The organism is Frankiales bacterium (assembly GCA_016125335.1).
GTDB lineage: Bacteria > Actinomycetota > Actinomycetes > S36-B12 > CAIYMF01 > Longivirga.
Map to the genome: position 1 here is coordinate 1 of WGLY01000017.1, position 14,175 is coordinate 14,175.

Below are 14,175 nucleotides of genomic sequence, written 5' to 3' on the forward strand. Positions count from 1 at the left end.
CGGCGCTTGGACCGCCGCCTCGACTGAGAGGCTCGCGCAGTTCCTGGCTGCACAGACGCAGGCCTCGCCGTCCGAGCTGCAGGGTCTCGACGATGACGCAGCCCGATTGCTGGCCGCAGAGGCATTCGCGCTGCTGCTCGGCCCCTTGTCCGACATGGTGGGCTCGACCAAGCGCAGTAGGGTCCGTTCGCCTCTCCTGCTCGCCAGCGATCCGCCAGGTCTTCCGCGGCAGCTGTCGGCCGACCTCGAGCATGGGTTCGTCCGGGCTGGCAAGTCCTTCCAGGCCGACCCTTTCGCGCGGTTGCGCGCCCTGCTCACTGTGCTGACCCACTGGTGGTCGGTGCCGACTTCCCGACGCGACACAGCATGGACCGACCCCTGGGCATTCCGCGATCTGGTCAGCGAGGCTCAGGCCGACCCTCGAGTGGCCGCCATGCTCTGCCTCGCCGCGCACCCGAACCAGTTCACGACGGTGCTCGCGCCGGAAGACCGTCTCAGCATCGTCGAGGCCTTCGGAGATCGGCTGGCGTCAACCACTGGCGACACGGACAAGGACCTCCGCGACATCGTGCTCGCACTCCAAGCCGAGAACGACGGACGCGGCGTCGACCTCGACGCCCCGCCCTGGTCGACCGCCTGGAGCGGCAGTGTCGACAACGGCGGCGCCTGGCTGGTGCGCAGCCAGGTCGACCAGCGCGATCGCGTGCCCACCTGGGTGGGGGCTGGAAACGTCAGCCTCACGGTCGGGCGCGTCCGCTCGCTGCCCACCGACCTCACGCAGGGAGCGCTCGGGCAGCTCGTCGACGACCTCTACTCGGACCTCCCGGTCGTCAAGCGCGAGGCGAAACGTCGCGACGTGCTCGCCTTCACCCTGGGCGTACGCCCCGGCGACATCGTCGCCACCGATGCCGGAGGCCACCTGCTGCTCGGCCGCGTGCAGGAGGGGGAGGTGACGCTGGATTCGGTGGGCGGCACCTCGGTGCTGCTGCGCCCGGTGACCTGGTCGGTGGGGGAGGGGCCTGCGATCACGGACCTCCCGGGACCAGTGCGCACCCGGCTGCGGTTCAAGGGCGAGGACGTCGTCAACCTCACCGACATCCTCGACGAGCTCGAGAACCTGGAATCCGGAGACCAGCCGGCGCCCGAGGAGCCCGATCAACCGGACGTCCCTCTCGACGAGCCCGTACTCGCCGTGGCGCGGCTCTCCTGCGACACCGTGTCCTTGGCGGCCCTGCTGCACCATGAGAACGACTCCTGGTTGCGCGAGCTGCTCGTGAGTCTCAACGAGCGCAAGCAGGTCATCCTCGAAGGCCCTCCAGGAACGGGCAAGACGTACGTGGCCCAGCGGCTCGTCGAGGCCTGCGGACTCACGGAGAACCAGTGGGCGCTGGTGCAGTTCCACCCGACCTACAGCTACGAGGATTTCGTCGAGGGCTTCCGCCCGACGGGGACGGACGAGTCCGGTGCGAGGCTGTCCGTCGTGCCGGGGCCTCTGCGACGCATCGCCGAGGAAGCCGGCAAGGCCCCCGGTAAGCCGCACGTGCTGGTGATCGACGAGATCAACCGAGCCAACATCGCCAAGGTCTTCGGCGAGCTGTACTTCCTGCTCGAGTACCGCGACCGGGAGATCGAGCTGCTCTACAGCGAGGGTGAGCGGTTCGCTCTGCCCGACAACCTGTTCATCGTCGGCACGATGAACACGGCAGACCGGTCGATCGCCCTGCTGGACGCAGCCATGCGTCGGCGTTTCGTGTTCCTAGGGATGGACTCCGACGAACCCGCCCTCAACGGAGTGCTGCGACGGTGGTGCCAGGCCAACGGCGTTCCCACGGCGATCGCCGACCTGCAGGACCGCATCAACGCGACGATGCGGGACGCTGGACTTGAACCCGCCCTGGCGTTCGGACCGTCGTACTTCATGCGCCCCTCGCTGACCGACCCTGAGGCTCTCGGCCGGCTGTGGCGCCGTGAGCTGCTGCCAATGCTGCGCGAGCACCACTACGGCGACGACGAGACTCTCAAGCGCTACCGCTTCGACCAGTGGTGCAGCGAGTTCGGACTGGCCGGCGATGGCCAGCCGCGCTGACCTCGAACGCCTCGCCGAAGGACAGGTCCTCGACGACGTACCCCTCGACCGGGCCGAGGCGGTCGCGCTCAACGCCACCAAGCTGGTCAGCGTCGCACCTGGCGCGCATGGCTGGAGGGTGACGGCGGCGTACGCGGTCGGCGCGCTGCAGTGCGGCGAGTTGACCGTCCGGGTTCGGCCCAAGGTCGGCGTGCTGCAGGTACTCCGGCTCCTGGCCCGCTCCCACGGGATCAGCCTGATCGCGCTCGACGACGCTCGCGTGGGGCTCACCGACGACACGGACCTCACCACGGTCCTGGCGGTGCTGTTCGCACGCGAAGCCGCCTCAGCGCTGGCCGGCGGCCCCATGCGCGGCTACCGCACCGAGGACCAGACCCTGCCGGTGCTGCGGGGCCGGATCCGCCTGCGCGACCAGGAGCTGCGCCGGTTCGGGGCGCTCGTGCCACTCGAGGTCACGGTCGACGAGTGGACCACCGACAGCGACGACAACCGTCGGATCCGGGCGGCGACGCGGCGACTGCTGAGCATCCCCGACCTGCCCGACAGTGTTCGGCACCGCCTCAGCCATGTCGACCGCCTCCTCGCCGTCGTCCATGTCGCGCCGCGGGGCGGAGTGGTCGCGCCTTGGACACCGACACGCCTGAACACTCGGCTGCACCGCCTGCTCCACCTTGCCGACCTCGTCCTCGACCAGGCGACCGTGGAGCACCGGGTTGGTGACGTCCAGGTGCACGGGTTTGTCCTGTCGATGTGGACCCTGTTCGAGCGCCTCGTGACCAAGTTGCTCCAGGAGAACCAGGGCTCGCTCCAGGTCATGGCTCAAGAGACGCACGACCTGGACACACGAGGCCGGCTGAGCATCCAGCCGGACATCGAGATTAGGGACGGGCGCGTCGTCGTCGCGGTCGCGGATACCAAGTACAAGCTGCTCGACGACAAGGGCAAGTTCCCCAACGCCGACGCCTACCAGCTGGTGACGTACTGCCGGCGCCTCGGGCTCACCACCGGCCATCTCATCTACGCCGCAGGCGACGCGCAGCCCGAGCCCTACGAGATCGTTGGGGCCGGTGTGCAACTGGTTGCCCACACCGTCGACCTGGCCCAGTCGATTACAGACGTGGAACGACAGGTTGGCTCTGTGCTTCGACGAATCTCAGGAGCGAGCGACACCACCGGGCTGAACCCAAGAAGCGGCGCCTTCTATTCAGCGGCCACCGTGCTCAAGGTCGGAGCGACTGACTAACCTGGGGTCGGAGTCAGAGGAGGCGGGATGCCGCTCGATGTGGGGTTGTGGCGTGTCGACGGGGGCTTCAGCCGCCTCGAGGCCTCAGGGATGCCAACGGAGAGGCGACTCGAGGATCTCATCGAGGCAGACCCCTCTGTGTTGGGCACTCCGCTTCTGATCTTGGGACGGCAAGTCGCGACCCCGCACGGCAAGTTTGTGGATCTCCTCGCGATCGATGGTGACGGGGCCTTGCACGTTCTGGAGCTCAAACGCGACAGGACGCCCCGCGACGTCGTAGCGCAGACCCTTGACTACGGCTCGTGGGTTCAGACCCTCTCGCACGACGACGTGCGCGAGGTCTACGAGAAGTACCGGGGTCCCGAGCAGGCGTTCGAAGAGGCATTCGAGGAGACGTTCGGCGTAGCACCGCCTGACGAGCTCAATGTGGAGCAGACCCTCACCATCGTCGCGGCCGAGCTCGACTCGGAGAGCGAACGGATCGTGGACTTCCTGGCCGGAACTTTCGGTGTCCCCATCAACGCCGTCTTCTTCCGCTATTTCCGCGACGGAGATCGCGAGTACGTCGCTCGGACGTGGTTGCGGGAGCAGGCTTCGGATCCCGTCGCGAAGGCAGGCGGCGGCAGGAAGCTGAAGGAATCTTGGAACGGCAAGGACTGGTACATCTCATTCGGTGACGAGGAGACCCGCGACTGGGAGGACGCGCGGGAGCACGGGTTCGTCGCAGCCGGCGGAGGAGAGTGGTACAGCAGATCTCTGCGCTCGGTCCCGGTCGGAGCGTGGATCTGGGTCTGCATACCCAAGACCGGTTATGTCGGCGTTGGCGAGGTGGCCGGCGACGCCGAGCCGTTCACCGGTTCCCGCTTCGCTGGCCAGCGTCTTCGCGCGTCGTACTCTCACGCGAATGGCGAGGACGAATGGGTCCTGCCCGTCAACTGGCTCCAGACCCGGTCTCGAAGCGAAGCGGTCTGGCAGAAGGGCATGTTCGCGAACCAGAACTCCGCCACGCGGTTGAGGAGCTCCTTCACCCTCGACGTCCTTCACCGCGCGTTTCCTGCGGCGTCCGATTAGCCAGATCCCCACCAATGTCATCGTGACAGTCGGATGGACATTGATTGACCGACGACACCAGCCGACCATCTGGCGAGGATCTCACCGCTGATCGCATCGCCTCATTCCGTCCTGACTCCCGGGAGGGTTGGCCCGACACCACCTCGGTGTCCTGGCCACTCACGTCTCATCGGTCACGTCAGCGGGGAAGAGTCGGTCGCCCCTACAGGCTCGGTGCAGGATCGCGGTTCAACGACGCAAACGCGGACCCATCCCCCCGTGGTGTCCGAGGCTAGGACTAGCCTGCGATGCCATGGGATGGGAAGACGAACTTGAAGCGAAGCACGGCCTTCCACTGGACCAGATCCCGGGGCATGTCTACGTGCTGCATTATGAGATTCCGCAGGTCGTTAGGTCGGTCAGTTCCGACTACGCCGGACCATCGCCGAGCGTGGACAACCGTGGCTATCTGTCTGCGACGGCAATCCGGCACTACGTCGGATGGACGCAACAGAAGACTCCCTCGAAGCGGATCAACGCGCACGGGCTCGCTGCGTCTCGTGAGGTCGTCTACTTGGAACCCGGAACCACGCGAGACGAACAAGCGATGAAGCGATCCGGCGTCTGCCCAAAGTGCGGCGAAGCGCTGGCCGACTCGTTGGCCAAGTAGCGAGTCGCGGGCACCTGAGGACCGGAGGAGCCTGACCTGGGTTTCCCGGACAGGTTCGCCGCGTGATTCATGGGCAAATGGTGCGGCTGAGTTCACTGCCGCGAGGTCGACTACTTATCGGTGTACTTCTTCACGGTGGCCGTAATGAAGGAGTCCGCGGGAACCTTAGATCCGGGCTTGAGGTCCTGGGCCAGCACCACCCAGTTCGAGTCGATGATCGGGAGTCGATTGGCACCGGTCGCGTCGGTCGCCGGAGCCACGTGCAGGCCCGCGGCGCGCCAGAGGTCCTGAGCTGACTGGTAGTCCATGCCCACGCCGTTTGGCACGGTGATCGTGTCCGCTGCCGCCGTCTCAGCGGGCTTGCTGGTCGCAGTCTCTGGGCTCGACGAGACGGGCGCTGGCGCGGAGGACTCTGGGGTGACGGCAGCTGCGGTCGTGGTCTGTGTGACCGTGACTGCGGGCGAGGCAGTGCCGCCGCATGCGGCCGTGACGCTAGAGATCACAAAGGCCAGAGCAATGAGGCGAACGGTGCGGCGCATGACTTCCCCCTGGTGATGAAGCGATCCCCCGTCTGCCTGACGCTCACAAGATGATTGAACGTGACACGACCGACGCGAGTATCGGGTTTTTGCGGTCACGAAGGTACCGCCCTTGCTCCGGCCCGCCTGGCGCGACCCGCCGAGGGCGGTGTACAAGGCACTCTCGCTGGGCAACCCCCAGACCGTTGTCGGGGCGGCGAGGGCGCAGCCGCCGCAGAAAGGCAGGGTTCTCTGCACTGACGGGCGTCGCGCTGACGTTGCGCCGAAGTGAAGGCGACACGATCGACCGCATCGCTGCGCGCATCGGACGTCCCGCCGTGCGATCCTCCTCGGTGTTCTACTAATCGGGGAGAAGAACAGATGAGGAACCGCACGCCTGCGGTAGTTGTGCTGCTTGGTTGCGCAATCGTTACCGCACTCACCGGCTGCGGTGGAGCCGCAAGCCCTGCCGAGACTGTGACGAGCACCGTCACGGTAACGCCGACAGTAACGCCTACACCGGCCCCTGCACTGCCCAGCGACCAGCCCTCCCGCGAGACGAGCGACCCGGCGGCTTCCGAGAGCGGGGACTCCGTCGCCGACCAGGTGTTGACGGCCAAGAACAGCAAGGCCCTCGCCGCGATCCTGAAGGCGCCGGACTACTGCGACGAGAAGATCGCAGCATTCGCAACCACCTACGCCGGGCGTACCATTGAGTTCGATGGGTCCATCATGGCGATGGACCCTCATGGCGACTACAAGACGCGATACGACATCCTGATCGCTCCCGGAGATAGGGGGCCCAACTCAACCATCGGGCCAGCCTTCAAGTACGAGAACGTCAACGTCTTCGACCTCAACCTCACGGGCGCGAACATCCCGGATGCTGTCGGTGTGGGGGACCGACTTCATCTGGTCGCGATCGTGGGTGAGATGAACCGGGACCAGTGTCTGTTCTTCTTGCAGCCTGTCTCGACAGAGGTCCGCTAGGCCCGGTCTGCCATCGGAGGTGACGTTGCTCCGCGCGGGACCGCGAGTTCGGTCTCGGTGTAGGGGTTCCAGTTCCCGATGGGACTGGCGTCGGGGTCCGGCGTTCGGGCCAAGTCACTCGAGTTCCGTAAGGCTGCTGTCACTGCGCTGTCTCCAGGCGCACCCGTGTCGAACGAGGAGTATCTGCGACACACCGACTCCCGGGGTGCAGGGGTAGGCCGAGATCTGGCCGGCGGCAAGGCCCTGGCTGTCTGTCATTCACCAGGCGGCGCGGAGTTCGGTGTGGGCAGCCATCGGGCACGCAAGGTGCTCTAGCGGCCACGTCAAGGTGCGGCCGGCTCTCGACACGCCTGACGGGCCAGCGATCGGCTGGGTCGCTGTGGCGCCGGGTTTGGCTCAGCACACGTCCTCGTGACCGATGGATGGTCGTTGCTTGACGGAGGACAGCTGACCGCCCCAGACGTCCGACTCACAGTGTGAGTCGGACGGACCGAGACCCGGGGTGGGTTGTCGTGGGGAAGCGACAACCCACCGCCGGCTCATATCCCAAGGCCTAGAGGGCCGGATGGCCACGGGAACTGGGTCGGGGGCCCTTGGTCGAACCCGGAGGCGGTACCTGTCAGACCGGAAACACCGGCTTCTGTCGGAGGTCCAGGCTACGGTCTCATCCGGACCACGAGGGGGACATGGTGTTCCTGCTTGACGGCACGGTGGTGCACTCTGCCAGCGACCTGGCCACGGCCGCGCGGTGCGAGTTCGCGACCCTCCGGGCACTCGACGTGAAGCTGAAGCGTGCGGCGGCGCTCGTCGACGACGACGCGATGCTCGCGCGCACGGCCCGCCTCGGTGAGGCGCACGAGCAGCGCGTGCTTGGCGACTACCTCGCGGTCTACGGCGTCCACGCTCCCGGAAGGCAGGGCGGGGTAGCCACGATCGACCCGCCCCTGCGATACGACCTTCTCGGCCTCACAGCAGCCCGCGAGGCCACCCTCGTGGCGATCCAGGACGGTGCCGACGTCGTGTATCAAGGCTCATTCTTCGATGGTCGGTTCCACGGCCGTGCCGACTTCCTCGTCCGACGTGACGGCGCATACGTCGTCCAAGACACGAAGCTGGCCCGTCACGCCAAGGTGGAGGCCCTGCTGCAGGTCGCGGCGTACGCCGACCAGCTCGCGCGACAGGGGGTGCCTGTGTCGAACCAGGTCGTTCTAGTGCTCGGCGACAGGGTTGAGTCGATGCACCCGACGCAGGAGATCTTGCCGGTCTACGTCGAGAGGCGGACCCGACTGGAGGAGATCCTCGACCTGCATCTCGGGGAGACAGACGCAGTCGCCTGGGGAGACGATCGCTGGAGCGCGTGCGGCCGCTGCGGTGTGTGCCAGTCGGAAGTGGCGGCTGCGCGTGACGTGCTGTTGGTGGCCGGCATGCGCATGACGCAACGGGCCAAGCTTCGCGAGGCCGGGATCTACACCATCGAGGACCTCGCCGCGACCACCGTCCCTGTCGACGGAATCACCGCATCCACGCTGGCGACCCTGCAGGAGCAGGCCGCCCTCCAGGTCGCCCAGGACAATCGGCCACTGCGCGAGGACGGCTACCCCGAAGTCCGAGCTGTGGTGCACTCGAAGGCCGCGCTCGAGGCCCTGCCGGCCCCGGACCCAGGCGACATCTTCTTCGACTTCGAGGGCGACCCGCTCTGGTCAGAGGACGGCTCGTCGGACTGGGGCCTGGAGTATCTCTTCGGCGTCGTTGAGGGGGACACAGGCGCGTTTCTGCCGTTCTGGGCCCATGACAGAGTCGAGGAGAGGCAGGCGCTGATCGACTTCCTGGACTACCTAGCCGACCGGCGTGCTCGGTTTCCCGGCATGCACGTCTACCACTACGCCTCCTACGAGAAGACGGCACTGCTCAGGCTCACTGCCCGCCACGCAGTAGGGGAAGAGGCAGTCGACGACCTGCTGCGCGCTGGTGTGCTGGTGGATCTCTACTCCACGGTGCGCCACAGCATCCGCGTATCTCAACCGTCGTACTCGATCAAGAAGCTCGAGCCGCTCTACATGGGCGACGACCTGCGTGACGACGACGGCGTGACGACAGCGGGTGACTCCATCGAGCAGTACCGACTTGCCTGTGAGGCCCGCGACCGGGGCGAGAACGCGGAGTTTGACCGGCTCATCGCGGCCATCGCCGACTACAACCACTACGACTGCCGCTCGACTCTGCGACTGCGAGGCTGGCTTCTCGAGAGGGCGCGCGAGATCGGGGTTGTTCCGGTGGAGAGCGTCGCCGATGACGAGTTCGAGCCCGAGCAGCCCGACCAGCGCGAGCTCGACCTCCGCGCGCTGGCCGGTGAGGAGCCAGCGTCGCGGCGCACGCCGGAGCAGACGGCATACGCGATGCTGGCTTCCGCTCTCGGCTACCACCGACGCGAGCGCAAGCCCTTCTGGTGGAGCCACTTCGACCGGTTCAGCACACCAGTGGGCGACTGGTCGCTCTCACGCGATGTGTTCGTGGTCGAGCGGGGCGAGGTGCTGCAGGACTGGCACGTTCCGGCACGTGCCCGGACACAGCATCGAGTGCTTCGGCTGGTGGGGTCGTGGGGGCCAGGCAGCACTGCCGATAGTCGTGGTGTCTTCGTTCTCCATGACCCGCCCGTGCCCGGCTGCCACGAGGTTCCGGTCGGCGGAGTGAGGGGCTTCTGCCACGGTGACATCGAGCAGGTCGGGATCGACGTGGAGGGTGAGGAGTACATCGTCCTGCGCGAGCGGATCGCCAGGGATGTCGGCACGTACGGTTCGATGCCTATGGCAGTCACGCCGGACGCTCCGCCCGGAACCGGCCATATCGAGGGCGCCCTTCGGGAGATCGCTGACCTGGTGATCGTCGATGGCCTTGTGCCTTCGCCCGGCCTCGATGTGCTCCTCCGGCGTCGCCCGCGGACAGAGGCGGGGTCTCTTCCTCGGCCCGGCGAGGGGCGATCCATGGTCGACGTCATCTGCGCCGCAGTTGCGTCTCTCGATCGCTCGTACATCGCCGTTCAGGGGCCGCCCGGTACTGGTAAGACCTACGTCGGCGCCCGAGTTGTCGCCGCGCTCGTCGAGCGTGGCTGGCGCGTGGGCGTCGTGGGGCAGTCGCATGCTGTCGTGGAGCACTTCCTCGACTCGGTGGTGGACGCCGGGGTGTCGCGCGATCAGGTCGGGAAAGGCGTGGCCAAGCACACGGCCGCTCCTGCGTGGACCGCGCTCGGCGGCGCCGAGAAGCTGGCTGGCTACCTCGACGAGCACGCGCGCGTCGGCTGCGTCGTCGGCGGCACTGCCTGGGATCTGTGCCATGCCGGACGGGTGCCCCGAGGATCTCTCGACCTGCTGGTGATCGATGAGGCGGGACAGTTCTCCCTCGCCAACACCTTGGCCGTGTCCGTGGCGGCTCAACGGTTACTGCTTCTGGGTGACCCGCAGCAGCTGCCCCAGGTGAGCCAGGGAACCCACCCCGAGCCGGTCGACGGCTCTGCGCTGGGCTGGCTCAACGAGGGCCACGCTGTGCTGCCGGCTGAACGCGGCTACTTCCTCGAGAAGTCATGGCGCATGCACCCGGCCCTGTGCGAACGCGTCTCCCTGCTGTCGTATGACGGTCAACTGCGGTCTCAGGAGCCGCAGACCACGGGCAGGAGTCTCGACGGCGTCGATCCCGGGCTGCGCGTCGTGACGGTGGATCACCTCGGGAACGCGGTGTCGTCCCCGGAGGAGGCAGATGTCGTCGTCCGACGAGTCCGGGAGCTGCTGGGTCGCCGGTGGTTCGACCCGGCCGTGGGTGTCGACCGTGCCCTCGGGGAGGAGGGGGTCCTCGTAGTGGCTGCGTACAACGCGCAGGTGAAGACCGTGAGTCAAGCCCTCGCAGCGGCAGGCCTGACCAGGGTGCGCGTTGGCACGGTCGACAAGCTGCAGGGCCAGGAGGCGCCCATCGTCATCGTCTCCATGGCGGCCTCCTCACCAGAGGATGTACCTCGTGGCATGGAGTTTCTGCTCTCTCGCAACCGGGTGAACGTCGCGGTATCCCGTGCCCAGTGGCTCGCCATCGTGATCCGCTCACCTCGTCTCACGCACTACCTGCCGGCGACGGTAACTGGCCTGGAGGAACTCGGCGCCTTCCTCAGGCTGCAGGCTTGACCCCAAGGCGCGATCCGGTGCGTCATCGATCCACCGTCCGCTGACGGTTTCGGGGCATCGGGCGTTCCGCGAGGATGTCGGGTCCTCGACCCGTCGCATTAGTCGAGAGCTCACAGGCCCAACTGGGCGATGCGGGCGTTCCTGTTAGTGGTGAAGCACATCGCTGCGTCGCGGTAGGAACGGTAGGAATCCACGTCGTGAGGGACCGCTGGGGGGCGGAAGTCGTCGAAGGGCATCAGGAACCGAACCGTGCCCGTTCGTTCGTCGACGAGATCCTGGAGCAGGAAGAAGTCCACGTAGCCGTGGAAATCGACGAAGAGGTCGAAGAAGGTCCGGTACCGGGCGAGCACCGAGTCCAAGGGGCTGGGCTCGCCTCGGTAGTGACGCCTGATGCACTCGAGCGTGAGGTCGAAGCGGTCGGCGATCGTGCGACTGAACCCTCGCGCACCGTTGATCGTCATCATGCCGTCGATCTTGTTCCCCGGGAACACGATGTAGCCGCCGATCGTGCAGGCGAGTGTCTCGAACTGCTCCATCTCCGCTGGATCGAGCTCGCTGACGATCGGATGCATCGACTCCCAGTAGGAGTAGGTATGCACGATCGAGTCGCTCGACAGGTAGTGCTCGCCGACTGTCGAGCTGTGATGCAGGTAGGCGTCCGGGATTGTGTCGCTCAGCTCGAAGACGACGCCGTTCGGCAACGGCCGGCTCCAGAGAATCTGGTGGTAGCGCCGGAGAGTCGCGCTGTAGCGATCGGGATCCTGCCCGTCGCTGTCCGAACGCGTGTCGAACCCGACGTCGATGAGTGAAGGTGTCACTGGTCTCCCCGTTCCTTGTCGCTGTCACTGTGACAGGCACCGGTGACAACGCTCCGGATCAGTGGCGGAACATGCGTGCGGGCCTGCCGACTTCGCCGGCGGTGCGCTCTCCCGTCGGTCGCAGCTGCGGCTCCATGAGTCGCCGGAAGGTGTCGCGCTGGAGTTCGCGTCCTGCGACAGCCTCGTGCACCCGACGGAGCTGGGCGAGGGAGAACGGCTCGGGGACGAGACGCCGCGGGTCGGGGTGCTCGGCGTACTGGTCCCTCAGCGCATCCACCGCGCGTCGCACCACTTCGGCGTGGTCGAACGCGAGGCGCGGTAGCGAATCCACGGGCGCGAGGCGGACGTCGTCGCCGTCGGAGAGCTGCGGGGCGAGCGACTCGTAGGGCGAGGTCTCGAGATGAGCCACCGACAGCACCCAGCCGCGGGCGTCACGGTGTGGGTCGTCGAGCACGACGAGCTGCTGGGGGGAGAGGCCGGTGACACCGGCCTTGTCGCGCAGCGACCGTCGCACGGCGTCCGCGAGCCGCTCACCCTCGTGCAGGAAGGTGCCGGGCAGCGCCCACGCGGGGCGCATGCCGGCCGGCCGTCGAACCAGCAGCACCGACAGGACGTCTCCTGGCGCCACGGTGAGAACGGCGGTGTCGACCGCCACGCTCGGGCGCGGGAAGTCGGTGAGCGGTCGCTCTGCGCCGTTCAGGTGATCCTTCACGGCTCTGATTTAAGCAGAGTTGCGCTAACTCCAGCAATAGCGCAATACTGCTCAAAGTCACACCGGATCACCGAGGGGGACGTCATGACCGCTGCTGCACCCACCGATGCCTGGGCCTACCTTCTGGCGGAGACCGGCACGGGGCCGGGCTCGCCTCCTCCGGTGCTGGCCGCGGCGACACCGTCCGACGGTCTGCGCGACAGGTTCGTCGCCACGATCGTCGGAGGCGCGGTGGGGGATGCGCTCGGCCGTCCCGTCGAGCGTTGGGCTCGCGAGGATGTCGCCTCCACCTACCCGGACGGGCTGCGCGACTACGTGAGGAGCCCGGGAGACGGTTCCGGCCCGGCCGGGACGATCACCGACGACACTCAGCTCTCGCTGGAGGTGGCCCGCTGGCTCGTGGCGGGTGGCGTCGACGATGTGCCGGATGCCGCAGAGTTCGGCCGCCGCGTGGCTGCCTGGGGACCGGTCGCGATCATGGCCGGCGAGGGGTCCGAGGGCTCCGCTCGCCGACTCGCCGCGGGTGACCCGTGGTGGCTGTCGGGTCGCCCCACCATCGGGAACGGCGTCGCGATGCGATCCGCAGCGATCGGTCTCCGCTACCAGGGCGACGGCGGCCGGATCCGTGAGGCGGTCGCGAGGTCCGGCATGACGACGCACCGGCACACAACTGGTGTGGCCGGCGGCGTCATCATCTCCTCGCTGGTGAGCCACCTCCTCGCCGGTGATGGCCAGGAGCCCGACGTCGCCGCCGCGCTGGACGCAGCCGTGAGCGGGCTCGACGGCGTCCGGCTCGAAGGGCACCCGGTGGGCGCCGGGCCGGCGACGGCCACCCTCGTCGAGAGTGTGCGCTCGATCGAGTCGATGCTCCACCTGACGACCCACGAGGTGTTCGACCACTTCTTCAACGGCTCGCGGGTCACCGAGAGCCTGCCGTGCGCGCTGTGGCTGTTCTTCCGCTACGGCCACGACCCGGAGCGGCTGCTCGTCGAGGCCGTGAGTGGTGGACGGGACGCCGACACGATCGCGGCGATGTGCGGCAACCTCGCAGGTGCCCGGCACGGCCTCGACGCGTTCCCCGCCCGCTGGACCGGCGACGACCTGGAGTTCCGCGACGAGCTGGAGACGCTGGCGCTCGAGCTGTACCGCCTGTGGGCGGCGGAGAGGGGGTCGCGATGACGACGACCAGTCAGGCCCGGGCGAAGCCCGTCAAGACCCTGCGGCGAGACCAGGTGGAGCACGCCATCTACCTCGACTTCGAGGGCAATGTCGACTCCGCGCCGTCGCTGCTCGGAGTGCTGGTCGACGACGAACTCGTCCAGTACGTCGTGGAGCCGGCGATGTGGGCCATGCAGCACGACGGGCCCGGTGGACCCATCGCCCTGACACTCGAGGACGCCCTCGCCGATGTCGTGCGGCGCTACGGCGAGGATCGCACCGTTCTGGCCTACACGTGGCACGACCGCACCGTGATCGATGACTTCGCCGAGCCCACCACGACATTGCGCTGGCACGGCCGGTTCGTGAACGCCAAGCTCGTCGCAGATCGCTGGGTCAACAGCGGTCGAGCCGTGGCGTTGCCCACGTGGGCGCCGGACGGCACGTTGGCCTCCTACCTCAGACTCATCGGCTATCGAGTCCCGCCCGCTCAGGGGCGGAACGTCGCGGGTCCTGGTCTCAGGCGCGTGCGGCGGGGACTGGAGCGGACGCATGGTGATCCCACGGCGTTGACGAGCGGGACGAAGCGACACTGGACTCGCGTGCTGGGGCACAACAGGCACGATCTGGTGGGCCTCCGGGCCCTCATGCGGCACGCGGCGCTGGACACCGACCAGGAGGTCCATCGGTCGTGGGTGGCCACCGCCGCATCGGACGCGTGACAGCCAACGACGTCGTGCCGGGAGACCCCAGCGTCGGTGTCG

General features: G+C 67.5%; 11 protein-coding genes. 8 read left to right on the forward strand and 3 right to left on the reverse strand.

The window, feature by feature from the left end:
* The 4 genes from GC157_09925 to GC157_09940 form a co-directional block, all read left to right on the forward strand.
* The coding region (locus GC157_09925; GenBank protein ID MBI1377783.1) for an AAA domain-containing protein at window positions 1-2,086 on the forward strand (2,086 nt) is incomplete at its 5' end.
* On the forward strand, window positions 2,070-3,329 hold the full coding sequence (locus GC157_09930) for a restriction endonuclease (protein ID MBI1377784.1): 1,260 nt from the start codon (window positions 2,070-2,072) through the stop codon (window positions 3,327-3,329). The genes GC157_09925 and GC157_09930, both read left to right, overlap by 17 nt.
* A 27-nt stretch (window positions 3,330-3,356) precedes the next feature.
* Complete coding sequence (locus GC157_09935) at window positions 3,357-4,400, forward strand: hypothetical protein (protein ID MBI1377785.1); 1,044 nt, start codon at window positions 3,357-3,359, stop codon at window positions 4,398-4,400.
* Window positions 4,401-4,692: 292 nt separating this feature from the next.
* Window positions 4,693-5,049, forward strand: a complete 357-nt coding sequence (locus GC157_09940; protein MBI1377786.1) for a hypothetical protein — start codon at window positions 4,693-4,695, stop codon at window positions 5,047-5,049.
* 110 nt (window positions 5,050-5,159) lie between these two features.
* Here GC157_09940 and GC157_09945 read toward each other — a convergent pair whose 3' ends face one another.
* Window positions 5,160-5,588, reverse strand: coding sequence for a PASTA domain-containing protein (locus GC157_09945; protein ID MBI1377787.1), 429 nt, complete (start codon window positions 5,586-5,588; stop codon window positions 5,160-5,162).
* Between the two features lie 360 nt (window positions 5,589-5,948).
* On the opposite strand from GC157_09945, the gene GC157_09950 reads away from it, so the two are divergent.
* A complete protein-coding gene (locus tag GC157_09950) occupies window positions 5,949-6,557 on the forward strand; it encodes a DUF4839 domain-containing protein (GenBank protein MBI1377788.1) in 609 nt (202 codons plus the stop codon).
* 689 nt (window positions 6,558-7,246) lie between these two features.
* Window positions 7,247-10,723 (forward strand): TM0106 family RecB-like putative nuclease, encoded by a 3,477-nt coding sequence (locus GC157_09955; protein ID MBI1377789.1) that lies wholly within the window; start codon window positions 7,247-7,249, stop codon window positions 10,721-10,723.
* Window positions 10,724-10,833: 110 nt separating this feature from the next.
* Here the strand turns inward: GC157_09955 and GC157_09960 are convergent, their stop codons facing one another.
* Both GC157_09960 and GC157_09965 read right to left on the reverse strand, forming a co-directional pair.
* Window positions 10,834-11,541, reverse strand: a complete 708-nt coding sequence (locus GC157_09960; protein ID MBI1377790.1) for a hypothetical protein — start codon at window positions 11,539-11,541, stop codon at window positions 10,834-10,836.
* Window positions 11,542-11,599: 58 nt separating this feature from the next.
* A complete protein-coding gene (locus GC157_09965; protein MBI1377791.1) occupies window positions 11,600-12,253 on the reverse strand; it encodes an NUDIX domain-containing protein in 654 nt (217 codons plus the stop codon).
* Between the two features lie 84 nt (window positions 12,254-12,337).
* Between GC157_09965 and GC157_09970 the strand changes: the two genes are divergently transcribed.
* Both GC157_09970 and GC157_09975 read left to right on the forward strand, forming a co-directional pair.
* Window positions 12,338-13,432, forward strand: coding sequence for a hypothetical protein (locus tag GC157_09970; GenBank protein ID MBI1377792.1), 1,095 nt, complete (start codon window positions 12,338-12,340; stop codon window positions 13,430-13,432).
* Window positions 13,429-14,133 (forward strand): hypothetical protein, encoded by a 705-nt coding sequence (locus GC157_09975; GenBank protein ID MBI1377793.1) that lies wholly within the window; start codon window positions 13,429-13,431, stop codon window positions 14,131-14,133. Before GC157_09970 ends, GC157_09975 begins: the two co-directional genes overlap by 4 nt.
* The last annotated feature ends 42 nt before the right edge of the window (window positions 14,134-14,175 follow it).

Bases quoted from the DNA above. Each gene is read 5' to 3' on its own strand.
- GC157_09970 (MBI1377792.1), top strand. From the start codon at position 12,338: ATGACCGCTGCTGCACCCACCGATGCCTGGGCCTACCTTCTGGCGGAG.
- GC157_09950 (MBI1377788.1), top strand. From the start codon at position 5,949: ATGAGGAACCGCACGCCTGCGGTAGTTGTGCTGCTTGGTTGCGCAATC.
- GC157_09975 (MBI1377793.1), top strand. From the start codon at position 13,429: ATGACGACGACCAGTCAGGCCCGGGCGAAGCCCGTCAAGACCCTGCGG.
- GC157_09945 (MBI1377787.1), bottom strand. From the start codon at position 5,588: ATGCGCCGCACCGTTCGCCTCATTGCTCTGGCCTTTGTGATCTCTAGC.
- GC157_09935 (MBI1377785.1), top strand. From the start codon at position 3,357: ATGCCGCTCGATGTGGGGTTGTGGCGTGTCGACGGGGGCTTCAGCCGC.
- GC157_09940 (MBI1377786.1), top strand. From the start codon at position 4,693: ATGGGATGGGAAGACGAACTTGAAGCGAAGCACGGCCTTCCACTGGAC.
- GC157_09930 (MBI1377784.1), top strand. From the start codon at position 2,070: ATGGCCAGCCGCGCTGACCTCGAACGCCTCGCCGAAGGACAGGTCCTC.